Below are 22,710 nucleotides of genomic sequence, written 5' to 3' on the forward strand. Positions count from 1 at the left end.
AGAGAGGTGGTTGAGGAGGGTCGCGGCGGCCAGAAAGGTGGCTGGGTCTACCGGCTCGCCGGTGGGCGTGAAGCAGTGGGGAGCCTGGTGGAAGCTGAGGGTTTCGCGGATGGTGACCGCGTGCAGTTCGGCGAAGACCAGGCGCAGTTGTTCGGCCGCACGGAGACCACCTGAGCGGCCGCCGTAGACGATGAAGGCGACGGGTTTCGCGTACCAGGGCTCGCGGACGGCATCGATGGCGAGCTTGATCTCGCCGGGGTAGGCGTGGTTGTACTCGGGGCTGATCACCACGACCGCGTCCGCTTCGGCGATCCGCGGGGCCAGCGACTCCAGCGGAGTACGGGCCAGGTCGACCAGGTCGAGTTTGAAGTCGTCGCGCTGCTCGATCTGCCGGCGGAACCAGTCGGCGACGACGGTGCCGAAGCTTCCGGGCTCGGTGGTGCGGACGAGCAGTGCCAGCCGCAGAGGGTGAACAGTCACGGCGGCGAACGTAGTACCTGAAGTTGACTTGAGGTCAACCCCCGGGTGAATCAGGCAGGCGCGCAAAAGGGCCGAATGCAGTAAACTCAAGGATTTGTGGCTACCACCAGAGAAATACCAGCCGCGTCATTCACCGGGTCTCTGGGAACCTGCGAAGCGCAGTTTATCACAAGGGGTTTGAATTGCAGAATCCGGTCCAGAATCCGGTCGAGGATGAACAGGTTCACCTGACCACTTTCTACACAACGCTCGACCGTGAGCGGGCACGTACCGAGGCCCGTCGGAGCGACGACCAGGTCGCCGGTACCCGCAATGCCCAGGCGCTGCACCAGCGCGACGGCCGGATCCGCGACCTGAACGCCCGGCTGGCCCGGCTGAACGCCGCCGAGGAAGGGCTGTGCTTCGGCCGGCTCGACGACGCCGACGGCGAGGTCCTGCACATCGGCCGGCTCGGGCTGCACGACGAGGATTACGAACCCCTGCTGGTCGACTGGCGTGCGCCCGCGGCGAGGCCGTTCTACATCGCGACCGCGGTGGCGAACCACGGCGTCGTCCGTCGCCGCCACATCCAGTCCCGGCTCCGCAAGGTGGTCGACGTCCAGGACGAGCAACTCGACCTGGACCGGCAGGCGGCCGGACTGTCGCAACCGGGCACCGGCGTGATCGGCGAGGCCGTCCTGCTCAGCGCCCTGGAGGCGAGGCGGACCGGCACGATGGAGTCGATCGTGCAGACGATCCAGGCCGATCAGGACCGGATCATCCGTTCGGATCTGGCCGGAATCCTGGTCGTTCAGGGCGGTCCCGGCACCGGCAAGACAGCGATCGCGCTGCACCGGGCGGCCTTTCTCCTGTACACCCATCGCGCCCAGCTGGAAAAGCGCGGAATTCTCGTCGTCGGGCCGAATCCGACGTTCCTGAAGTTCATCGGCCAGGTGTTGCCGTCATTGGGTGAGGACGGCGTTCGCCTGGTCACCATCGCCGAGCTGTATCCGGGTCTGACCGCGACCCGGCCCGAGCCGGCCGAGGTCGCGGAGGTCAAGGGCCGCGCGGTGCTGGCCGAGGTGATCGAGAAGGCCGTCGCCGATCGGCAGTTCGTGCCGGAGCGGCCGGTCGAGATCACCGTCGACCGGACCGTACTGCGGCTGGATCCGTCCGTGATCGCGGACGCCCGTGCCAGGGCTCGCGCCCGCCGGCTGACGCACAACCAGGCCCGGCCGTTCTTCCTGAAGGACCTGATCGACACCCTCACGAGCCAGTACGCCGACATCATCGGCGCCGATCCGCTCGGCGGCGAGAACCTCCTGGACGAGTACGACCTGGAGGAACTGCGCAAAGAGGTCGTCGCCGATCCCGCGGTGCAGGCGTTGCTCCACCAACTCTGGCCGAACCTCAGCCCGCAGCAACTCCTCATCGACCTGTACGGCGACGAGGACCGGCTCGCGTCCGCCGCACCCCAGCTCAGCGCACTCGACCGCGAACACCTGCTCCGGTACGGCGACGACTGGGGCCCGGCCGATGTCCCCCTGCTTGATGAGGCAGCCGAGCTCCTCGGCGATGACGGGCAGGACGCGGCCCGGCAGAAGGCCGAGCGGGCCCGGGCGATCGCCTATGCGCAAGGCTCGCTGGACGTGCTCTCCGGTTCCGCCTCGACCGACTTCGACGAGGACGACGAGGCAGAAGTCCTGTCCGCGAAGGACATTCTGGACGCCGAGGCACTCGCCGCGCGGTACGAGGCTGACGACGATCGCACTCTGTCCGACCGGGCGGCAGCCGATCGCCGGTGGACCTACGGGCACGTGATCGTGGACGAGGCGCAGGAGCTCTCACCGATGGCGTGGCGGGCGATCGCCCGGCGTTGCCCGCTGCGCTCGATGACGCTGGTCGGGGATGTCGCCCAGACCGGTGCGGCCGGCGGCAGTACCAGTTGGCGGCAGGCGCTCGCACCGAGCTTCGGTGATCGCTGGCGGCTCGCCGAGCTGACCATGAACTACCGGACGCCGGCCGAGGTGATGGAGTTGGCCGCCCACGTACTGCGCGAGGTGGATCCGACGGCTCAGGCTCCTCGTTCTGTCCGGTCGACCGGGGTGAAGCCCTGGTATCAGGAGGTCGCGCCCGGGGAGCAGGCGGCGTACGTGAGCAAGGTGGCCGGCGAGGAGGTCCAGCACGGGCAGGTCGGGGTGATCACCTCGCGGCAGCGGCTGGAGCTGGTCCAGGAGGCACTCGGCGGACTGCCGGAGGTGACAGTGCTGACGGTGTCGGGCGCGAAGGGGCTCGAGTTCGACTCGGTCCTGGTGGTCGATCCCGACGGCATCATGATCGAGTCGCCTCGGGGAATGCGCGACCTCTATGTCGCCCTGACCCGCTGCACCCAGCGCCTCGGCGTGATCGGCCCGCTACCCGAGGTACTCCGCGACACCGACGCCTGGGACGCCCGGCTCTGACCGCTTTCCCTGCCGGGGTCGCAGGCCTACCGTCAGAAGATGAAGAAGCCACTTCAGTGTCTTCTCGGCTTACACAGATGGAGAACCGAGCACAACGAAGAAGGCCAGCGCTATGAGCTGTGTCTACGCTGCGGCACCACGCGCGACAGGATCTCACTCAATGACCACGGCTATGGCGGCGGGTTCTAGTGGTCGGCGCAGCATTTCTGTTGGTGTTCTAGTTCGAAGGGGATCAGTACTCCGCCGGCGGCCGGCTGGACCTGGAGGACCACCTGGCCGTTGCGGCGGATCGGGCGGAGGAAGTCGAGCGTGTCGACCACGGTGTCGTCCTCGACCGGGATGCCGCCCAGTGCCTCGACCTGGTCGATCCCGCAGCGATCGCGGAGTTCGGCCGCCGTCAGGACGCCGTGCGCCTGGTCCTGGCCGGGCCACCTGACCAGACGACCCGCAGTACCGAGGGCTGTTTCGACCGCGGCGACGTAGGCACCGCGGACGAGGGTGCTCGGGCCGGCGACGAGTGGTTCGTCCGCGCCCGCTCGGATGATGGCCGACCCGACGTCGTGCGAGTTCCATTCGCCGAGGTCCGTCGTACTGGAGATCGAGACGGCCAGGTGCGGCCGGTCGCCGCCCGACACCACGTGGGTGCAGGCGACGACCGGACCTCGAGCAGACAGGGAGCCGAGGAGCTCGAGCAGGACGTGCTCGGCCTCCACGGCGTCCCGGCTGTCCGCGTCTACGGCGATGATCACTTCTTCGGCAGGACCCAGATCGGGTTCGTGTAGAACCAGAGGTCGGCCCACGGGTCGGCGTCGCCGACGACGTCGAGCTGCGGTCCCTGCGGGTCGATCGCCGCGCCGAGGTACCCCGGCTGGCTGCGGTTCCCGTCGGTACCGCGGACCCGGACGTAGAACGGCGCCTCCGCCCGGCCCAGCGGCTGGACCAGCTCGAAGGTGCCGCGCTTGCCCGAGGTGTCCCACTGCCGGACGATCTTGGTGTCGGGTGCCTTGAAGGTGTCCCGATCGCTGACCGTGCCCTTCACCGCCCCCTTGATCACGTCGACCCGGTTCAGCAGCGGTACGAAGTTCGACCAGTTCGGCATCGTCTGCGTGGTGATCCGGACGACCAGCTCAACCTGGCGACCCTCACGGACCAGCAATGCGCCACCGAGCGGTTCGCCGTACTTCTTGCCGACCTCGCGGACCTCGACCTCGACACCCTTCACGAGGGCGCCGTGGTCGACCCACATCCGGCCGTTGCGCAGACCCTCCATCACCGACAGGTAGTCGCGACGGTCCGCGCCGACGTGGGTACGGCTGTAGTAGCCGGGCCAGAAGTCGCCGGCGGTGCGGTTCACGGTGTTGCCGTAGACCGGGTCCATGTAGCGGCCGTCGCGGTCGAACTGGGCCTGGTCCGACCCGTCGGGACGACGCGAGGTCTCGTTCCAGTTCACGTGCGAATCGGAGTTGGCGCTGATCCACCAAGGCTTGCCCTCGGCAAGCAAGCTGTCCCACAGACCGCCGACGGTCGCGGTCATCCAGTCGAAGCCGCCCCAGGTGCGGTAGCTCTCGGCCGGGTAGCCCGGGAACGAGTTGGCGCCCGGCGCGTTGCCGTAGTACCCACGAGCCTGTGCACCACCGATGCCGGCCGGCAGACCGGCCGCCTGGTGACCCGGCGCGCCCTCGAAGCCGACGGCGATACGCGGGTCGGCGTCGCGCCAGTTGCGGATCTCGTGCGGGCTGTCGATGCCGTTGCGCGCGGGGTGGTTCGCCAGGAACAGCGCGTCCTGGACCCGCCGACGGTCGACCTGCTGACCGAGCCACTGGATGCCGGAGACGGCGAGCTGCTCGTTCACCGGGGTGTTCGCGCCGGCGTTCTTGACGCCGCCGTCGTAGTTGGTCTCGAACTGCTTCAGGATCTCGACCTCGCGCGAACCGGGCGCGACGAAGATCGTGCCGTGCTCAGCCGCCGGGATGTTCCACTCGAACCCCTGGAAGATCAGCGTGTTCTTCAGCTCGGACCGGGCCGCCTTGATCTGCGGGTTCACCAGGTCAACACCGATCCGGGCGTGGGTGGCGCCGCCGTGGTCGGTGATGACGAGCCAGTCGAGCCCGTACGCCGTGGCGTGGCGGGCCTGGTCGATCACCCGGTACATGCCGTCCGAGCTCAGCTGGGTGTGGATGTGGTGGTCACCGGCCAGCCAGACGTTCGGGCGCTTGCCCTGCTGGAAGATCCAGCCCGGCACGTTCTTCGGGGTGGCGGCGGCCGCGGCCTGCACACCGGTGACGGCGAGCGCGGCGGTACCACCGAGGATGCCGGCCGAGCGGAGCAGCGAGCGGCGGCTCACCTCGCTCGGCGAGAGGTCCTGGTCCGGGATCGACTCGTCCAGCGCGGCCAGCGTCGCGGCGTCCAGTTCGGTGTTCGGGTGGTGATGATCGTGGTCGTGCCCATGGCCGTGACCGTGGCCGTGCCCATGACCATCGCTGTGGTCAGGGGTGTGGTCGTGGGAGTGTCCCATCGTGCTTCCTCTCGGACGGCGGAATCCGGCGGGATCATCGCCTTTCTTGATGACGTGAAGGTGTTGTTCTGGGGGGCATTCGGTGAACCAGATCGCCGGGAATCCCTTGTTTTGCGACGATGTCGCATTTGCCCTAGCGAATTGAGCGGAAGAAGGCCCGAATGTCGTCGACCAGGAGGTCTGAAACTTCGAGCGCGGCGAAATGACCGCCGCGCGGGTACTCGTGCCACTGCGTGATGTTGTGGTCACGGGCAACTATGTGGCGCATCGCGGGATCGGTTGGAAAGATAGCCACGGCGGTCGGCACGGTGGACGGATGCGACTCGTCCGGCGCCTGCCGGTTCTCGTAGTACAGGTTGGCCGAGGTCGCGCTGGTGTTGGTGAACCAGTAGATCGAGACGTCGGTCAGGATGTGGCCGAGGGCAACGGCATCCTCGGGCAGCTCGCGAGCCGGATCCGTCCAGTCGTGGAACTTCTCCAGGATCCAGGCGAGTTGGCCGACCGGCGAATCACTCAGGCCGAACGACACCGTCTGCGGCTTCGTCGACTGCACCTCCGCATAACCGGTGCCAGTGGCAAGGATCTCCTTGGCCGCTGCCAGCTTCGCCTGGTCGGTGTCGGTCAGGTTGTCGAAGTCCCCGGGCCGGGCTGCCGGATAGGCGAGACCACCATTGATGTGTACGCCGACCACGTGGTCCGGGTCGATCCGTCCGAGCAGCGGGGACACGACCGAACCGGTGTCGCCGCCCTGAGCGCCGTACTGGGTGTAGCCCAGTGTGCTCATGAGCGTGGACCAGGCGCGGGCGATTCTCAGGTGGTTCCAGCCGGGCTGCTCCAACGGGACCGAGAAGCCGTGGCCCGGTACGGACGGTGCGACGACGTGAAAGGCGTCGCGCGGGTCGGCGCCGTGGGAGCGGGGATCGGTCAGTGGGCCGAGGATGTCCAGGAACTCGGCGACCGAGCCGGGCCAGCCGTGCGTCAGGATCAGCGGGAGTGCGTCCGGCTCGGGTGATCGCACGTGCAGGAAGTGGATCGTCTGGTCGTCGATCCTGGTGGTGAACTGGGGAAACTCGTTGAGCCTCGCCTCCCAGAGCCGCCAGTCGTAGGACAACCAGTCGGCGACCACCCGCTGAAAGTAGGCGACCGGCACGCCGCGATCCCAGCCGTCCGCCGGGAGGGACCGCGGCCAGCGCACCCGTTCCAGCCGATCGCGCAGGTCGTCCACCGCATCCTGCGGAATCTCGATCCGGAAGTCCTCGATCATCCGACCACGGTAGATGTCAGGCGTTCCTGGTGATCAGAGTTGGGCGTAGTACTCGGGCTTCATCTGGATCAGTTGGACGTAGTTGCCGTCGGGGTCGATGACGGTGGCGAACCAGCCGATGCCGCGGTCCTCGGGCTCGACCAGCCAGTCGACGGCGAGGGTGCGCAGGTGGGCGGCCGCCTCGTCGATGTCGTCGACGGCGAAGTTGACGATGAACCGGCCGGGCTCGGCGGTGCCGGCGGCGACGTCGTCCCGCTTCTCGATCACCAGGCCGAAGCCGCCGAGGTTCAGGTTGCCGTAGCCGTCCACCTCGGCGTGGAAGCCGTCGCGGTACCAGGACTTCAGCCGGTCGGGGTCGGTACTGCCGAGCAACATGCTGTTCAGAACGGGCCGCGCCATGGGTTCTCCTCGGATCGGGGAGCTGCCGATTTCAGCTCACAGCCGGTACGTCGGACCCGGGTCGGCGCATTCGACATGGCTGGGTGGTCGCACAAAAAACGTCCGCACCGGAGGACCTTGCCAGGTCACGGTGCGGACGGGAGATGTTTCGCAGGGTTGGGTAGGGAGTCAGGCGCATTCGGAAGAGAGAGGGCGGCAAGCGAGGGGCAGAGCGCCCACGCTCGCTTGCCGCCAACCTATGGACTAGCGGGGGGCTACGTCCCACATGCGCTCGCCGGGCAAGGGGTCGGGGAGTCGGTCGACCGCCGGCATCGGGTCGTTGGTGACCCGCAGTCCGGCGAAGCGACGGCTCATGGCGTGTGCGTACCGCTCGGCCAACGCCGGCTCGGCGTTGTAGTCGGCGATCACGTGCTCACCGAACCAGACTCGTACGCGTCGGCGCTCAGACGTCTGGGTGGCGGTGGCGGTTGTCACTGGTCCTCCTGGCAGTTCGTGCGGTGGTCGGCCGGAACGCGGAGCGAGCGCGGTGACGGTTTGCCGTGTGTTCACCGTCACGTCAGATCCAACGGACGACTCCGCCGCTAGGTCACGCTGAAATCTGGGCAATCGTCAAGAAATCCGAATTCGGATCGGAACATTCTTCGAACAGGTGTCCGAATATGAATTCATCGGCAATTCATAGCGTTTCCTCAGCTACGACACGCCGAGCCCGCTTGCAGACTCCGTAGGCTGGACGCGTGACCATCGAAGACGTTGGAACGAAGGCTCTGGCCCTTCCCGACCGGGTCGTACAACCACTGGGGATCGCTACCGTCCAGACCGAGCACCTGATCGGAGATGCAGGCGACGCGCTCCGCCTCCTGGATGCCGTCGAGCGGGTCCGCGGGCACGCCCATCCGTTGATCCTCGGCCTGCAGGACGCGGTCGGGATGCGGATGCCGGCCGCGATGGTGCTGAGCGCCATCTCGCAGGGCCGCGACAGCGCGGCCGAGGTCGCCGAGCAGGTCGGCACCACCACGGGCGAGGCCGAACTGGCCATCACCGAACTCATCGGTCTGGGTTTGGTCCGGACCAGCCCACAGTTGGCTGTGACGGGGATGGGTCAGGCCCGGCTGTCCCAGCTCGACGGACTCACAGTTCGCGTCCTCGACGTCATCACCGGCATCCTCGGCCCGACCGACGCCGCCCACCTGGTCCGCCTCCTGCACACCGTGGCCGACGGCCTCGAGTCGGCGGGCGCGAGCGCCGTGCCGCAGCCGGTCCCCCAGATCCTGCACAACTAGCGACCTGGGCATGTCGAAGGCGGCGTGCCCGCGTCGACGTACCGGATGAGAGGCGCGAACAGCGCGCCGGTGACGTCAGGTGTGCGGATGTTCACGAAGACGAAGGCATTCAGCGGGTTCTCGGTCGACGACATTCCCGCGGCGAAGAAGTTCTACGGCGAGACGCTGGGACTCGAGGTCAGCGAGCAGAACGGGATGCTCGGGCTCGAGATCGCCGGCGGCATTCCGGTGCTGGTCTATCCGAAGGCGGATCACACCCCGGCCGCGTTCACCATCCTCAACTTCCCGGTGGACGACATCGAAGCCACCGTGAAGGAACTGACCGCCCGCGGCATCAGCTTCGAGCGGTACGGCGACGACCATGACGAACTGGGCATCGCGCGAGGCGACGGACCGCTGATCGCGTGGTTCAAGGACCCAGCCGGCAACATCCTGTCGGTGCTCCAGGGCTGAGTCAGTGGGAGCGGTCGCTGTGGGTTTGCCGACGGGTACGTCGCCCGCTCTGGTCGCCTGGGGAGAAGGCGGGGATGCGCCGGAACCGGGTGCCGATGTGAATCGGGACGGGGCGGTTTCGGAGGCTGACGAAGGGCGCGAGGATGCATGGACACCGGGGCGCGGGGCGATCTTCCTGCCGACTGTGGATGACGACGAGCGGCAGTGCAAGGTCTCGGCGAGTGAGCTGGAGGCGATCGGGCCGGCCGTGGGCAAGAAGTTTGCCGCGTGCAACGACTCGGCGGACGAGCGGATCAAGGCCCTCCGTGCTACCTCCACCACTGACACATGGTGGAGGTAGGCGTCAGGGTCTGGTGATGCGGAGGCGTTGGGACGGGTAGGTGCTCTGGACGAAGCCGAGAGAGCGGTAGAGGCCGTCGCCGTACTGCGTGGCGTGAAGCTCGACCTGGCCGGTGTCGGTCTCGTCCCGGAACCAGTCGAGCAGCGCGACCACGCAGGCCCGCGCCAGCCCCCGCCGCCGGAAGGCGGGCTCGGTGCTGACGTTGTAGACGTGCCCCCGGACGGTGCTCAGGTCCTTCGGGCCCGGCGGGTGCGCGTTGAGATTGCCGACGGCACCTGCCACCACCCCGACCTCCGGGTCGTCGACCACGAACGCGGCGAAGGTCTCCGGCAAAGCCAGTTGCTCGGCGAAGTAACGCACCGCCACGCGACGCCACGGTGCGTCCGCGGATCCCGTGTCGTTGCCCATCGCCTCGAGCATCAGTGCTCGCAGTCGGACGAGGGCCTCGGCGTCGTCCGGTTTGGCCCGGCGTACCTGGATTTCTGTCACCCGGAGATTGTGCCGAACTTTCTGCGCGGTCAGCGAGTCGAACGGGCTGGACGCAAACAGGGGATGCGTCCAGGCGTCCTGATCCCGGCCACCGAGTGGAGCCCATGTCCCCGCGTCAGAAGAGAAGCTCGAGCGCCCGGCGAGCCAAGCCCAGATCGGCCCGGCAACGGTCCGCGCTAGCTGCCCTTCTGATCGCGGTCTTCGGTGCACTTCTACCCGGTACGGCGTACCTGGTGGCCGGGCGGGCCCGCGTCGGAACCCTGGTCACCGGGATCAGCCTCACGCTGCTCGGTGGAGCCGTCTATCTCGGGATGGTCCGGCGGGAGGACGTGATCAAGTGGGCGCTCGACCCGGACATCCTGCTCGGGATGACCGCCGGGGTCGCGGTACTGGGACTCGTCGTGGTCGTGGTGCTCGTCACGTCGTACAAGATGTTGCGGCCGCTGCAATCCGGGTTGGCGGCGCGGATGTTCGGCGCGTTGGTGGTCGGGTTGGTGTGCTTCTCGGTCGTGTCGGGTTCGGCGCTGGGCGCGCAGAATCTCGTCGCGCAACGCAGCCTGGTGACGAAGGTGTTCGCGGGTGGCAACTCGAAGAGCGCGACCCGGCCGCAGCTCGACAAGAAGGATCCGTGGGCGTCGCTCCCCCGGCTCAACCTGCTGTTGCTCGGCGCAGACGAGGGCGACGGGCGGGAGGGTGCTCGCGCGGATACGGTGATGGTCGCGAGCATCGATACGAGGACCGGAGATACCGCGCTGATCTCGATGACGCGGAACTTCATGCGGATGCCGTTCCCGAAGGACTCGCCGCTCTACAAGTTCTATCCGACCGGATACTGGGATCCGCGGAAGGGCGATGTGGAGCAGTCGGAGTTCTACCTGGACGCGATGTACCGGAATATCCCGCGGTACCACGACGGCGTACTTGAGTCGGACAACCAGGGAGCCGATGCGCTGAAGCAGTCGGTCGGCGAGGCGCTCGGGCTGAAGCTGCACTACTACCTGCAGGTCAACCTGTCCGGGTTCGAGCAGATGGTGGAGGCGCTCGGCGGAATCACGGTGAACATCAACTACCCGGTACCGGTCGGTGGTGATGACGACAAGGGGATCGAGCCCGGGCGGTACCTGCAGCCGGGGGCGGACCAGCGGCTGAACGGGTTCGACGCGCTGTGGTTCGCGCGGGGGCGCTACAAGGTGCCGACCGCGGACCTCGCCCGGCAGGCGCGGCAACGGTGCACGATCAAGGCGATCGTGGAACGCGCAACGCCGCAGAACGTCCTGACGCACTACCGCGAGATCGCCGCGGCCGGCGAGCAGTTGATCCGCACCGACGTACCGCAGACGATGCTCGGCAACTTCGTCACCCTGGGGCAGAAGGTGAAGTCGGCCAAGATCACCAACATCGACCTGAACAAGAAGAAGAACTTCCCCAACGGCCGCAACCCGAACTACGCCGGCATGCGCCAGATCGTCAACCAAGCCCTACACCCCGCCGCCCGCCCGTCCACGCCGACGCCTACCTCCACGCCCGTGGTCAAGCCGACCGACCGGCCCACCTCGACGACGACCGCCGCGGCCGACCTCGCAGACTCCTGCGCCTACAACCCCGGCCCACCCGGCTGACGTCCGTCACCGAAAGAGATCGGCGACTGCTTGTACTTCGAGTCGCCGGTCCGCCCAGAACTCCGGATCCGCGGCGACGGACCCATCGGTGCCGATCCGGCCGTCGATCAGTTCGCGAATGATGTCGGCATGGCCCGCGTGCTGCGCGGTCTCGCCTGCCATCCGGATCAATAACACCCCTAGCGTCGTCTCCCGGGTCTCCTCCGACCAGTGCGCCACCTGACCCGGACTGTCCAGCTCGAGCTCGCCGATCGTTGCGTCGGCATGAGCACAGGCCTGCCGGTAGACGCTGAAGATGTAGTCGCTCGACTCATCCGGCGTCGCCCACAGGTCGATCTCGGTGAAGGGGTCGTCCCGGAACCAGGACGGTCGTTCGGCCGGCGACCGGCCGAACGACTCCCCGAGATACCCGTACTCCTCACCGGCCAGATGCTTGACCAGGCCGAGCAGATTCGTTCCGGTCGGCGTCAGCGGCCGGCGCAGGTCGTACTCCGACAGGCCGTCGACCTTCGCCAGCATTGTCGACCGGCTGCCGCGCAGGTGGGCCCAGAGTGCCGTTTTGAGGTCGGTCACGTCGTGAGGATAGTGGGCTCAGCCGACGTGGATGGCTGGGCGGTTGGCGGGGGTGGGTTCGTGCTGGCGGATGATCTCGCGGACCACCGGGGCCGTGTCGCCGCGGCCGAGGATGAGGTACTGGAGCAGGTGACTCAGCGGGTTGCCCTCGGACCATTCGAAGTGGCAGTGCGGCCGGATTCCGGTGGTGTCGCGCAGCGTGAGCAGGATCGCGGCGATCGCGTTCGGCGCCGCCGGACTCTGGGCTCGCAGGATCCGGTAGCCGTCCACCTCGACGCCCTCGACGCGAAGTACGTCGCTGAAGGTGGACGGGTCGACCACGTCGATCTCGAGGAACAGGATGTCGGTGTGTCCGGGCACGGGGTCCATCGCCCGAACCTCCGCCTCCTTGGCCGAGTACTCCGCCTCGTCGCCGGCCTGACGCTTGTTGGCGATCAGGTTGAGGGTGCCGTCGGTGTTGATCGAGTCGGTCAGGAACCGGCGTGCCGTCTCGTCGAACTCGATCCGGTCGGCGCGCAGTTCGGTGGTGCGCGACACCCGGGAGATCAGCGAGACGACGACGATGCCGGCGATGAAGAGCCCGGAGATCGCGATGCCGTCGGGCTTCTCGATGATGTTCTCGACCAGCGCGTACAGCAGGACCAGGGTGAGGACCGTGAAGGCGAGCGTCTGGCGACGCTGCCCGCGACGGCCTGCGGAGATGGTGACGGCGATGGCGCCGGACACCATCATCACCAGGATCCCGGTCGCGTACGCACCGGCCTGGGCGTCTACGTCGGCCCCGAACGCGATGGTGATCGCCACGCTGATGGCCGTGTAGACCAGGACGACGGGACGCACGGCCCGGCCCCATTCCGGCGCCATCCCGTACGCCGGCAGATACCGCGGCACGATGTTGATCAGGCCGGCCATCGCCGAGGCACCCGCGAACCACAGGATCAGCACGCTGCTGAGGTCGTAGGCCGTACCGAACACCTCGCCGAGGTGTTCATGGGCGAGGTACGCCATCGCGCGACCGCTCGCTTCACCGCCTGGTTCGAACTCGTCGGCCGGGATCAGCACGGTGGTGATGAAGCTCGTGGCCAGCAGGTAGACGCTCATGATCAGCGCGGCGGCCGTCAGCAGCTTCTTGGTGTTGCGGATCCGGCTGGCCAACCGCTCCTCGGCTGTCTGGCCGTCGGCGGCGACCAGCGGCATCATGCTGACGCCGGTCTCGAAGCCGGACATGCCGAGCACCAGCAGCGGGAACGCGACGACAGCCGGCCCGATGACCCCGCCGAATCCGTTCCGTCCCTCGGTCAGCGCGTCGACCCAGGCGGAGAATGCGCCCGGCTCCGCGATCACGTCGTACAGGCCGACGGCTACCACCACCGCGTTCAGGACGAGGAAGATCGCCACCAGCGGGATGGCGACGCCGACCGCCTCGCTGAAACCGAGCAGGAACACGCCGCCCAGGATCAGCAGCAGTACGACGGTGATCAGGACCTCCTGGCCATGCAGGAAGTCGGGCGCGATGGGGTTCTCGACCAGGTGCACGGTCGCGTCGGCCGATGACAGCGTGATGGTGATGATCCATGAGGTCGCGACGAATCCGAGCAGTACCAGCACGAACAGCTTGCCGCGCCAGAATGGCAGCAGGTTCTCCAGCATCGCGATCGAGCCCTGACCGTGCGGGCTCTCCTTGGCCACCCGTCGATACATCGGCAGCATCCCCAGCAGGGTCAGCGCCACGATCAGCAGCGTCGCCAGCGGGGATAAGGCACCTGCGGCAAGGGCCGCGATACCGGGCAGATAGGAGAGCGTCGAAAAGTAGTCGACGCCGGTCAGGCACATCACCTTCCACCACGAGTGCGGCGTCGCGTGACCTTCACCGGCCTCGGGTCCGACGGGCTGGACACGGTGCTTCAGCAGCCACCCTCTGGCGCCCCGGGCCACGGGAGCCTGCTTGCCGGGCCCATCGACGGAGGCGGGGACTGCGAGCGCTTCAGTGGAGGTCACGCGCCCCAGAATGCACGACAAAACACGCCAGTCAGAAACCCGTTAGAGCCCACGGGACCAGTTCCATAAACCCCCGTTAGAGCCCTGTTAGAGACCCACTTCTTCGACCGTTCAGGCAGTACGTTGCGCCCTTTCGGCTGGTCAGTGGAAAGCGGTGGCGGCGTTCGGGATGGGGAAGCTCGGTGGGGTCAGGCGTAGCGGGCGGTTAGGCCGCCGTCTATGGACCAGTTGGCGGCGGTGACGAAGGTGGCTGCTTGGGAGGCGAGGAAGCAGACGACCTCGGCGACTTCTTCGGGGGTGCCGATGCGGCCGAGGGGGTGGACCTGGAGGGCGGCTTCGCGGGCGCCTGGCATGGTTTCGAAGAACTGCTCGAGGCCTTCGGTGGCGATGAAGCCGGGGCTGACCGCGTTCACCCGGATGTTGTGCGGTGCCACGTCGAGCGCCAGGCTGCGGGTCATCCCGACCAGGCCGGACTTGGCCGCGGCGTACGGGAACATGCCCGCGGTGGTGAGGTGCGAGTGGATCGAGGCGATGTTGACGATCGAGCCTTGCCGGGACTCGATCATCCCGGGCAGAACGGCGCGCGCCATCAGCCAGGCGCCTTTGAGGTCCACGTCGAAGACGGAGTCCCACTCCTCGACCGTCATCGTGGTCGCGTCGGCGTACGAGTTCTTGCCGGCGTTGTTGACGAGGATCGTAACCGGTCCGAGCTCGGCGACCACCTGATCCACGACCCGGCGTACGGAGGTCTCGTCGGTGATATCGCCGACGGCGGAGAAGACCCGCGCGCCGGTCTTCCGCAGGTTCTCGGTGGTCGCGGCGAGCTCATCGGCCAGTACGTCGAGCAACCCGACCGCGGCGCCTTCCTCGACGGCCTTCGCGGCAATCGCACGCCCGATCCCCCGGGCAGCCCCGGTGATCAGCACAATCTCATCCGTCAACCGTCCAGCCACCGCGGCCTCCTTCATCCCTACTGCAGCCTAGTGCTCCGACACGGGACACTAGTACAGGTGGACTTGGGAAAGGCGGTCGTGATTCTCTGGGCGGCGTCCGAACCTCGCCAGCCTGAAGGAGAGAGCACCCTTGCCGGTCACTGAACTGAAGGTTGCTGACAGCAACGAAGGTCCGTACGGCGTGGCGTTGCGCCCGGGTGGTTCCGCGCCGGAGGTGTGGACAACGTTGGTGCACACCGGTGTGGTCACGCGCGTTGCCGAGGGCAATGAGGTGGAGCGGTTCGACCTGGACGCGAGTGGCAGCCGTCCCAGCGTGATCGTGACGGGCCCGGACGACGCCGTCTGGTTCACCCGCAACGGTGACAACCAGATCGGCCGAATCGACTCGAGCGGCGTGGTCTCGTCGTACCCGGTGCTTAGCGACGGCGGATCGCCGTACGGGCTGTGTATCGGCCCGGACGACGCACTGTGGTTCACGCTGATGGGCGCGGACAAGATCGGGCGGATCAGCCTGGACGGGTCGGTCACGGAGTTCGCGATCGGTGTCGCCGGCGGGTTCCCCGCTCACATCGCCGCCACCCCGGAGCGACCCGAGCTCTGGTTCACTCTGAACCAGGCGAACGCGATCGCGAGGATGTCGCTGGACGGCGAGGTGACGACGTACCCCTTGCCGACAGGGCAGGCCGGGCCGGTGGGGATCAGCGTCGGCCCGGATGCCGTCTGGTTCGTCGAACTGCTCGCGGGCCAGGTGGGGCGGATCGATCAGGACGGTGTGCTGACCGAGTTCCCGTTGCCAGACCGCTCGTCGAAACCGCACGCTGTGGCGGCGACGCCCGACGGTGGATGCTGGGTCACTTTGTGGGGATCCGGATCGGTGGCGCGCCTGGACCGCGACGGCTCGGTCGTGGCCGAGGTTGATCTCGGCGCCGAGTCAGAGCCGCACGGCCTGGCTGTCGCACCCGACGGTGGCGTCTGGGTCGCGCTCGAGATCGGTGTTCTTGCGCACATCCACGCCTGGGAGTGAGAGGGCTCACCCGGTGGAGGGATGCCGCCGGGGCTCGGTAGGAGCAGTGTGGTTCACGTGACCACACTGCTGGTGCCGAGAGTCGAACGAAGTGCGGCTGGGCGGGTTCGGGATGTGCTGGCGGTTGGGCGGCCGGCGTTCTGGGTTGTCTCGGTGGTCCCGTATTACGTCGGGATCCTGTTGGCCACGCATCGGCTGGTGCCGCCGGTCGAGGATTGGCCGCGGCTTGCCGTCGGTGCTGTGGTGATGGGTCCCTTGCTGTGGCTGGCCGTGTTGGCGATCAACGACGCGTACGACCTGCCCGGCGATCTGCTGAATCCGCGCAAGTCGAAGTCGCCGTTGCTCGACGGTCGGGTGTCGGTGGAGACCGCCAAGCGAATCTCGGTCGTTGCCGGCCTCGCATCCCTTGCCGCAGGCCTCTATGTCGGCTGGGTCTTCACGCTCGGCGTCCTGCTGGCGTTGATCCTCGGCTGGGCCTACAGCGTGCCGCCGGTCAGACTGAAGACCCGCGCCGGGTTCGACGTCGCGGTAAATTCCCTTGCCCTGGGCACCTTTGGACCACTGGCCGGCTGGGCCGCGGTCTCCCCTGACCTCAGCGACTTCCCGTGGGTGATGGCATTGCAAGGGACGCTGGCCGCGATCGGGCTCTACCTGCCGACGACGCTCGCCGATCTGGAGGCCGACCGTGCGGCCGGCCGTCAGACGATCGCGGTCCGCCTCGGCGCCAGTACGACGTACCGGCTAGGTTTCATCGCGTGGATCGCGGCCGCCGGGCTGTCTGTACTACTCGCCGCGCTCGGCGACGTGATACCCCGGAGCATGCTCGCCCTGGAGATCGTGATGGTCCCCGTGCTCGTCGCGGCGTACCGGCGTTTCATCGGACCCGGCCGGCCGTTCAGAAGCGTGATCATCCTGGCCTCCCTCTTCCTCCTCCCCTGCGCAACCTTCGCCCTCACCTACACCGGCGTCCTCTGAGTCAGGTGTGGTCGGCGATGCGGGCGCGGAAGGGGCGGCGTTCGATGGCGGCGATGATCTCGCTGAGGATGACGGACAGCGGGGCGGAGAGTTCCTGGTCGAGTGCTGTCATCGCGGCCGTGGTTGCCTGCCATTCGGCCTCGATGGTGGGCAGCAGTTCGCGGGTCTTGTCGGTGAGGTGGACGATTCGCTGCCTGGCGTCCGCACCCGGCTCCTGACTCACGAACCCCGCTTTCGCCAGTTGAGCGACCGTCTGGCTCGCGGCCGAGTGCGTCACTCCCACCGCGCTCGCCAGTTCCCGGATCGACAAGGGGCCTTCGGCAACGAGTGTGCGGACGATCGGCGAGAACCGCGGCCGGTACTCCGGCAGTCCGAGCTCCAGGTAGACCTTGGCCACGTCCCCGTCGAGCAGTTCGAGCACGTGGCGCAGTTGAGTACCGAGCGCGCCGTCCATGGTAGAACTCTAACAGCACTGTTATATCGGTGCGTGAGGGAGGGCCCGATGTATCCGGAGACCGAGCCGTACGACCACGGGATGCTCGAGGTCGGCGACGGGCAGCTCGTCTACTGGGAGGTCTGCGGCAATCCCGACGGGAAACCCGCGGTCGTGGTGCACGGTGGACCGGGCTCCGGGGCCGGTCCGTCGTGGCGACGGTTCTTCGACCCAGCGCAGTACAAGGTGGTGCTGTTCGACCAGCGCGGCTGCGGTCGGAGTACGCCGGACGCCGCCGGAGCCGAGGTGGATCTGAGCACCAACACCACCTGGCACCTGGTCGCGGACATGGAGAAACTCCGGGAACACCTCGGCATCGAGAAGTGGCTGCTGCTCGGTGCATCGTGGGGAGCGACGCTGGGATTCGCCTATGCGGAGCAGCACCCCGGATCGGTGTCGGAGATCGTGCTGTTCAGCGTCACGAACACCACCGCCCGCGAGGTCGAGTGGGTCACGCGGGACATGGGTCGCGTCTTCCCGGAGGAATGGGCCCGCTTCCGCGACGGCGTACCGGCGAGTGAGCGGGACGGGAATCTGGCTCTTGCGTACAGCCGGCTGCTGCATGATCCGGACCCGGCGGTGCGCGAGAAGGCTGCCCGGGACTGGTGCGACTGGGAGGACACGCATATCGCGACTCATCCCGCCTACAAGCCGGATCCGCGGTACCAGGATCCGGTCTTCCGGTTGAGGTTCGCGCGACTGGTGACGCACTACTGGGGTCATGCGGCCTGGATCGAGGATGGCGCGCTGCTGCGGGACGCCGGCAAGCTGGCGGGAATCCCCGGGGTGCTGATCCACGGCCGGCTGGACCTCAGCAGTCCGGCCGACATCCCCTGGAAGATGGCTCAGGCCTGGCCGGATGCCGAGTTGCACCTGGTCGAGGACGGGGGCCACGGAACGGGCACGGATCTGGTGCTGCAGGCCCTTGACCGGTTCGCGAACTAGGCGCTAGGGGTGGGCGAAAGTTGATCGCTCATCCACCTTTACAAGGCTAGGGACCGCCGCGACCCTGGTGGGATGACGCTTGCCGGGACTGAGCTCGAGCTGGACTACCCACTGGCCCGTACCGCGGCCGCGCAGTTCGCGGAGCACGGGTTCGTGAAGCTGAAGAACGTGCTGAGCCCGGCCACGATCGCGCAGTACGAGCCTGAGATCACCGGCAAGGTGATCGAGCTGAACACCCAGCACCTGCCGATCGAGGAGCGCGATACCTACGGCAAGGCGTTCCTGCAGGTGATGAACCTGTGGCAGGACAGCGAGCAGGTGCTGGAGTTCGTGTCGTCGCCGCGACTGGCGAAGATCGCGGCAGCACTGCTCGGGGTCATGTCGGTCCGGCTCTACCACGACCAGGCCCTCTACAAGGAGTCCGGCGGCGGGGTGACGCCCTGGCACGCGGACCAGTACTACTGGCCGTTCGCGACCGACCGGTGCGTGACCGTGTGGATCCCGCTGCAGGAGACGCCGATGGAGATGGGTCCGCTGGCGTTCGCCGCGGGCAGCCATACGTTCGAGCACGGGCGGAATCTGCCGATCAGTGACGAATCGGAGCGCGTGCTGCAGGACGCTCTGGGCGAGCAGGCGTTCCCGGAAGTGGTCGAGCCTTACGAGTTGGGCGAGGTCAGCTACCACCTCGGCTGGACGTTTCACCATGCGGCGGCCAACCGGACCGGCGTACCGCGACGCGTGATGACGATCATCTACGTCGACGCGGAGATGCAGATCGCGCCGCCGGTGAACACGTTCCAGGAGACCGATCTCGCCACCTGGATGCCGGGCAACGCGGCCGGCGAGCTGGTCTCGTCACCGTTGAACCCCGTTCTGTACTCCTCCTGACTTCTCGCGTTCGGGGCGGGTTCCTCTCCCTCACCACTCCCCGCAGTTGACGCCTGTCATCGCCAGCGGGCCTCAGTCCGGCAGCTGTCGTTTCTGGGGAACCACGGTTTCGCCGCGGGCAAGTTGGTCGACGTACCGCTCGATCCAGCGGGACCGCGTCTCGGCTCGTTTGGTGGCGTAGAGGCGCACGAGGATGGCTGACCGGTTCCTGCTGGTGAGGATGTCGAACATCGCCTTGGCCCGCGGCTCCGCGGCCAGCGCAGCCGCCAGATCCTCCGGCACCTCCCGCAGCGCGGATCCGCCGTACGCCGCGTTCCACCGGCCGTCTGCCTGGGCACGGCGCACCTCCGCCGTGCCGGCCGGATGCATTCGGCCCTCGCGTTGGAGTCGGTCGATGATGCCGACGTTGCGCAGGGACCAGTTGCTCCGGGACCGGCGCGGCGTGAACCGCTGGCAGAACGTGGTCTCGTCCCTGGCCATCCGCTGACCGTCGATCCAGCCGTGGCAGAGGGCTTCTTCCAGAGCCTCGTCATAGCTGAGGCTGGTCGGTGAAGTCACCCCCTTCTTGGCCAGCACGAGCCAGACCCCGTCGATGCGGTCATGGTTGGTGCTCAGCCATTCACGCCACGCGCCGGCCTCGCACGCGATGTGCTCGTTCATCTGTTGGGAGTTCACGAGGCAGCCCTGGTGTAGCGGGTGGCTAGGTGCGTGGCGGCGGTTTTCAGTTCGGCGGGGCCTACGAATTCCAGGTCGCACTCGAACATGCCGAAGGTGGCGGCCAGGCCGTTCCAGGACCAGGCGCGCAGGATCAGGCGGCAACTGGTCGGGGTGATCTCCTCGACGATCGCGTCGCGGCCGGCCCAGCGGGCGATGTCGGCGGCCTTCGCCTGCAGGATCGCCTCGCCGCGGCACGGCCACTGGTCCTGGCTCTTGAACTTGGACGAGATGTACGTCGCGACGTCGGGCGCGGGGAGTTCGCGCGGGGTGAAGCGCGGACCGGTCGGGGTCTTCGGCAGCATCCGGTCCACCCGGAACGTACGCCAGTCGTTCCGCTCGAGGTCGAACGCGACCAGGTACCACCGGCCGCCCCACGTGACCAGGTGATGCGGTTCCACCCGGCGGGGCGGCACCCACTCGTCCGTCGACGCACCGGGTGACGCGTAGTCGAAACGAAGCACCTCGCAGGCGCGCAGCGCAGTACCGATCGCGATCAGGTGTTCGGAGTCCACCTTCGTACGGCGGGTGTCGGCGTACTTGTCGACCGTGGTGACCTGGAGAGCGTCGACCCGCTGGCGGAGTCGCGCCGGCATCACCTGGCGGACCGTGGCGAGCGCGCGCAAGGCGCCTTCCTCGATACCGGTGACCGTGGTGGTCGCGGTCTGGAGGGCGACGGCGACCGCGATCGCCTGATCGTCGTCGAAGAGCAGCGGCGGCAGGTCCGCGCCCGCGTCCAGGCGGTAGCCACCGTCCGGGCCCTTGGTCGCGCGGACCGGGTAGCCGAGGTCGCGGAGCCGGTCCACGTCGCGGCGGACCGTGCGCGGGCTCACCTCCAGCCGATCGGCCAGCAGGGCACCCGGCCAGTCGCGGCGCGCCTGGAGCAGGGACAGCAACGAGAGGAGTCGAGCCGAGGTTTCGGACATGACTTCAGATTGCCACGAGTAACGGCCAGAACCTGTCCTCTATTGCTGGAAATGTCGACCTCACCAGCCGAACCAGGCTCAAGGAGAAGGAGACAGCCCGTGATCAGCACCCGAGAGCTCACCAAGGACTTCGTGGTGAGCCGTACCGAGACCGTGCACGCGGTCCGCGGCATCAGCCTGGACGTCGAACCGGGCGAACTCGTCGCCGTCCTCGGCCCGAACGGCGCCGGCAAGACCACCACGCTGCGGATGCTCACCACCCTGATCGCCCCGACCTCCGGGACCGCGACGGTCGCCGGGTACGACGTCAGCACCGCCCCGAGCCGGGTCCGCCGCGAGATCGGGTACGTCGGTCAGGGCAACGGCGCCGGGCATTCCCAGCGGGTCAGCGACGAATTGTTCGGCCAGGGCGTCATCTACGGCCTCGACCGGCGCTCCGCGCGGCGACGGACCGACGAACTGCTGGAGTCGCTCGAACTGAAGGACCTGGCCCAGCGCAAGGTCTCCGATCTGTCCGGCGGCCAGCGTCGCCGCCTCGATGTCGCGATGGGCCTGGTGCACGCGCCGGGACTGCTGTTCCTGGACGAGCCCTCGACCGGCCTGGATCCGCAGAACCGGGCGAACCTGTGGGACCACATCCTGCGGATGCGCGAGCAGTACTCGATGACGATCGTGCTCACCACCCACTACCTGGACGAGGCCGACTCGATGGCCGAGCGGGTGGTCGTGGTCGACCACGGCGAGGTGATCGCGGACGACACCGCCGACGCCCTGAAGAAGAAGCTGGCCGGCGATCAGCTGATCCTCACCGTTGCTCCTGGCAACCAGGCCCGGCTCCGCGAGCTGGCGGAGAAGTTGCCCGGGGCAAAGGATCTGGAGACCGGCGGCGACCGCCTGACCGTGCGGGTCACGGATGGACCCGCGGCCCTGCCGATCCTGCTCGGCGCGGCACACCAGTACGGCGTACCGGTGGCTGCCGCGCAGGTGCATCGACCGACCCTCGACGACGTGTTCCTCAATCTGACCGGCCGCAGCCTGCGCGAGGCCGACGCCAACGGAAAGGCCGCAGCATGACCACCCTGACTGTTTCCCAGATCCAGATCGACGCACCCGCGACCGCGCGGCGCAGCCTGGTCCGCGATGTCGGCATCGTGATGACCCGGGAGCTCAAGCCGGTACTGCGGGATCCGTTCTCGCTGTTGTTCGGGATGATCCAGCCGCTGTTCTTCCTGGCGCTGTTCGGGCCGTTGCTCGCCGGGTCGATGGGCGGGTCGCTCGACGGTGGGGTCTGGCAGTGGTTCGTGCCGGCGATCCTGGTGATGACGACGTTGTTCGGTACCTCGGCGACCGGGTCGAACCTGCTGTTCGAGTTCCAGACCGGCGCGCACGAACGGATGATGGTTACGCCGCTGTCCCGCTCGTCATTGCTGATCGGGCGGGCGCTGAAGGAGATGGTGCCGCTGTTCGGGCAGGCGGTGGTCGTGATCGCGGTGATGACGCCGTTCGGCTTCGATCTGCATCTCGACGGCGCGATCATCGGGCTGGCGCTGCTCGCTGTCTTCGGGGTCGGGCTCGGATCGTTCAGCTACGCGCTGGCGATCGCGGTACGCAAGCAGGACTGGATGTTCTGGATGGTGCAGCAGACGTTCCTGTTCCCGCTGATGATCCTGTCGGGGATGCTGCTGCCGCTGGAGACCGGTCCCGACTGGATGCAGGTCGCCTCGAAGTTCAACCCGCTGTCGTACCTGGTCGAGGCCGAGCGCACGCTGTTCGCCGGCGAGGTGGTGTCGAGCGCGGTGCTGTGGGGCTGGGTGGCCGCCTTCGTCACCGCCGCCCTCGGCCTCTTCGTCGGCATCCGCACCATGCTCCGCTCCGCCGACTGACTCTCCCGCTGACCTGACTGCTTGCGTCCGAAGAACTGGAGCGACGTCCCTCCAG

24 protein-coding genes are annotated in these 22,710 nt (G+C 67.6%); 11 read left to right on the top strand and 13 right to left on the bottom strand.

The features are described from left to right. Nucleotides 1–480 (bottom strand): NADPH-dependent FMN reductase (locus tag VFG33_RS38195; RefSeq protein WP_325057914.1); only part of this gene is annotated, 480 nt, incomplete at its 3' end. Nucleotides 481–662: 182 nt separating this feature from the next. On the opposite strand from VFG33_RS38195, the gene VFG33_RS38200 reads away from it, so the two are divergent. Further along, entirely contained in the window at nucleotides 663–2,921 is a 2,259-nt protein-coding gene (locus tag VFG33_RS38200; protein ID WP_325057915.1) for a HelD family protein, read from the top strand. 185 nt (nucleotides 2,922–3,106) lie between these two features. Here the strand turns inward: VFG33_RS38200 and VFG33_RS38205 are convergent, their stop codons facing one another. The 5 genes from VFG33_RS38205 to VFG33_RS38225 all read right to left on the bottom strand — a co-directional run bounded on the left by VFG33_RS38205 (nucleotide 3,107) and on the right by VFG33_RS38225 (nucleotide 7,573). After that, nucleotides 3,107–3,670 (bottom strand): hypothetical protein, encoded by a 564-nt coding sequence (locus VFG33_RS38205; RefSeq protein WP_325057916.1) that lies wholly within the window; start codon nucleotides 3,668–3,670, stop codon nucleotides 3,107–3,109. Further along, complete coding sequence (locus VFG33_RS38210) at nucleotides 3,667–5,436, bottom strand: histidinol-phosphatase (protein ID WP_325057917.1); 1,770 nt, start codon at nucleotides 5,434–5,436, stop codon at nucleotides 3,667–3,669. The genes VFG33_RS38205 and VFG33_RS38210 overlap by 4 nt, the downstream gene beginning before the upstream one ends. 133 nt (nucleotides 5,437–5,569) lie before the next feature. After that, nucleotides 5,570–6,700, bottom strand: a complete 1,131-nt coding sequence (locus tag VFG33_RS38215) for an epoxide hydrolase family protein (protein WP_325057918.1) — start codon at nucleotides 6,698–6,700, stop codon at nucleotides 5,570–5,572. A gap of 33 nt (nucleotides 6,701–6,733) precedes the next feature. Beyond that, the gene (locus tag VFG33_RS38220) at nucleotides 6,734–7,099 is read right to left on the bottom strand and encodes a VOC family protein (RefSeq protein WP_325057919.1); all 366 of its coding nucleotides are present in this window, start codon (nucleotides 7,097–7,099) and stop codon (nucleotides 6,734–6,736) included. A gap of 243 nt (nucleotides 7,100–7,342) precedes the next feature. After that, nucleotides 7,343–7,573 (bottom strand): hypothetical protein, encoded by a 231-nt coding sequence (locus VFG33_RS38225; RefSeq protein WP_012924486.1) that lies wholly within the window; start codon nucleotides 7,571–7,573, stop codon nucleotides 7,343–7,345. A 263-nt stretch (nucleotides 7,574–7,836) separates the two neighbouring features. Here VFG33_RS38225 and VFG33_RS38230 point away from each other — a divergent pair, with 263 nt between their 5' ends. The 3 genes from VFG33_RS38230 (at nucleotide 7,837) to VFG33_RS38240 (ending at nucleotide 9,175) form a co-directional block, all read left to right on the top strand. Next, nucleotides 7,837–8,382 (top strand): winged helix DNA-binding protein, encoded by a 546-nt coding sequence (locus VFG33_RS38230; RefSeq protein ID WP_325057920.1) that lies wholly within the window; start codon nucleotides 7,837–7,839, stop codon nucleotides 8,380–8,382. An 87-nt stretch (nucleotides 8,383–8,469) separates the two neighbouring features. Then, a complete protein-coding gene (locus VFG33_RS38235; protein WP_325057921.1) occupies nucleotides 8,470–8,835 on the top strand; it encodes a VOC family protein in 366 nt (121 codons plus the stop codon). A 19-nt stretch (nucleotides 8,836–8,854) separates the two neighbouring features. Then, nucleotides 8,855–9,175, top strand: coding sequence for a hypothetical protein (locus tag VFG33_RS38240; RefSeq protein WP_325057922.1), 321 nt, complete (start codon nucleotides 8,855–8,857; stop codon nucleotides 9,173–9,175). A gap of 3 nt (nucleotides 9,176–9,178) precedes the next feature. On the opposite strand, the gene VFG33_RS38245 is transcribed toward VFG33_RS38240, so the two are convergent. Beyond that, nucleotides 9,179–9,664 (bottom strand): GNAT family N-acetyltransferase, encoded by a 486-nt coding sequence (locus VFG33_RS38245; RefSeq protein ID WP_325057923.1) that lies wholly within the window; start codon nucleotides 9,662–9,664, stop codon nucleotides 9,179–9,181. A gap of 104 nt (nucleotides 9,665–9,768) precedes the next feature. On the opposite strand from VFG33_RS38245, the gene VFG33_RS38250 reads away from it, so the two are divergent. Beyond that, nucleotides 9,769–11,283, top strand: a complete 1,515-nt coding sequence (locus tag VFG33_RS38250) for an LCP family protein (protein ID WP_325057924.1) — start codon at nucleotides 9,769–9,771, stop codon at nucleotides 11,281–11,283. A gap of 6 nt (nucleotides 11,284–11,289) precedes the next feature. Here the strand turns inward: VFG33_RS38250 and VFG33_RS38255 are convergent, their stop codons facing one another. The 3 genes from VFG33_RS38255 to VFG33_RS38265 form a co-directional block, all read right to left on the bottom strand. Further along, nucleotides 11,290–11,856, bottom strand: a complete 567-nt coding sequence (locus VFG33_RS38255; RefSeq protein ID WP_325057925.1) for a DinB family protein — start codon at nucleotides 11,854–11,856, stop codon at nucleotides 11,290–11,292. Between the two features lie 18 nt (nucleotides 11,857–11,874). Further along, nucleotides 11,875–13,854 carry an APC family permease gene (locus VFG33_RS38260; RefSeq protein ID WP_325057926.1) on the bottom strand — a complete coding sequence of 660 codons (1,980 nt, stop codon included), beginning with the start codon at nucleotides 13,852–13,854 and terminating at the stop codon, nucleotides 11,875–11,877. A 188-nt stretch (nucleotides 13,855–14,042) separates the two neighbouring features. After that, entirely contained in the window at nucleotides 14,043–14,807 is a 765-nt protein-coding gene (locus VFG33_RS38265; protein WP_325057927.1) for an SDR family NAD(P)-dependent oxidoreductase, read from the bottom strand. Between the two features lie 130 nt (nucleotides 14,808–14,937). On the opposite strand from VFG33_RS38265, the gene VFG33_RS38270 reads away from it, so the two are divergent. Together VFG33_RS38270 and VFG33_RS38275 are read left to right on the top strand one after the other, a co-directional pair. Beyond that, nucleotides 14,938–15,831 carry a Vgb family protein gene (locus tag VFG33_RS38270; protein WP_325057928.1) on the top strand — a complete coding sequence of 298 codons (894 nt, stop codon included), beginning with the start codon at nucleotides 14,938–14,940 and terminating at the stop codon, nucleotides 15,829–15,831. A gap of 57 nt (nucleotides 15,832–15,888) precedes the next feature. After that, nucleotides 15,889–16,806 (top strand): UbiA prenyltransferase family protein, encoded by a 918-nt coding sequence (locus VFG33_RS38275; protein ID WP_325057929.1) that lies wholly within the window; start codon nucleotides 15,889–15,891, stop codon nucleotides 16,804–16,806. 1 nt (nucleotide 16,807) lies between these two features. Here VFG33_RS38275 and VFG33_RS38280 read toward each other — a convergent pair whose 3' ends face one another. After that, a complete protein-coding gene (locus tag VFG33_RS38280; RefSeq protein ID WP_325057930.1) occupies nucleotides 16,808–17,260 on the bottom strand; it encodes a MarR family winged helix-turn-helix transcriptional regulator in 453 nt (150 codons plus the stop codon). Between the two features lie 48 nt (nucleotides 17,261–17,308). Here VFG33_RS38280 and pip point away from each other — a divergent pair, with 48 nt between their 5' ends. Together pip and VFG33_RS38290 are read left to right on the top strand one after the other, a co-directional pair. After that, nucleotides 17,309–18,244, top strand: coding sequence for a prolyl aminopeptidase (pip, locus tag VFG33_RS38285; RefSeq protein ID WP_325057931.1), 936 nt, complete (start codon nucleotides 17,309–17,311; stop codon nucleotides 18,242–18,244). Nucleotides 18,245–18,316: 72 nt separating this feature from the next. Beyond that, entirely contained in the window at nucleotides 18,317–19,132 is an 816-nt protein-coding gene (locus VFG33_RS38290) for a phytanoyl-CoA dioxygenase family protein (RefSeq protein ID WP_325057932.1), read from the top strand. Nucleotides 19,133–19,204: 72 nt separating this feature from the next. Here the strand turns inward: VFG33_RS38290 and VFG33_RS38295 are convergent, their stop codons facing one another. Then, nucleotides 19,205–19,792 (bottom strand): YdeI/OmpD-associated family protein, encoded by a 588-nt coding sequence (locus tag VFG33_RS38295; protein ID WP_325057933.1) that lies wholly within the window; start codon nucleotides 19,790–19,792, stop codon nucleotides 19,205–19,207. An 11-nt stretch (nucleotides 19,793–19,803) separates the two neighbouring features. Next, complete coding sequence (locus tag VFG33_RS38300; protein ID WP_325057934.1) at nucleotides 19,804–20,772, bottom strand: helix-turn-helix transcriptional regulator; 969 nt, start codon at nucleotides 20,770–20,772, stop codon at nucleotides 19,804–19,806. 99 nt (nucleotides 20,773–20,871) lie between these two features. On the opposite strand from VFG33_RS38300, the gene VFG33_RS38305 reads away from it, so the two are divergent. Continuing rightward, nucleotides 20,872–21,846, top strand: coding sequence for an ATP-binding cassette domain-containing protein (locus VFG33_RS38305; protein ID WP_325057935.1), 975 nt, complete (start codon nucleotides 20,872–20,874; stop codon nucleotides 21,844–21,846). Then, nucleotides 21,843–22,655, top strand: coding sequence for an ABC transporter permease (locus tag VFG33_RS38310; RefSeq protein ID WP_325057936.1), 813 nt, complete (start codon nucleotides 21,843–21,845; stop codon nucleotides 22,653–22,655). The genes VFG33_RS38305 and VFG33_RS38310 overlap by 4 nt, the downstream gene beginning before the upstream one ends. The last annotated feature ends 55 nt before the right edge of the window (nucleotides 22,656–22,710 follow it).

The organism is Kribbella sp., assembly GCF_035687465.1.
Classification (GTDB): domain Bacteria; phylum Actinomycetota; class Actinomycetes; order Propionibacteriales; family Kribbellaceae; genus Kribbella.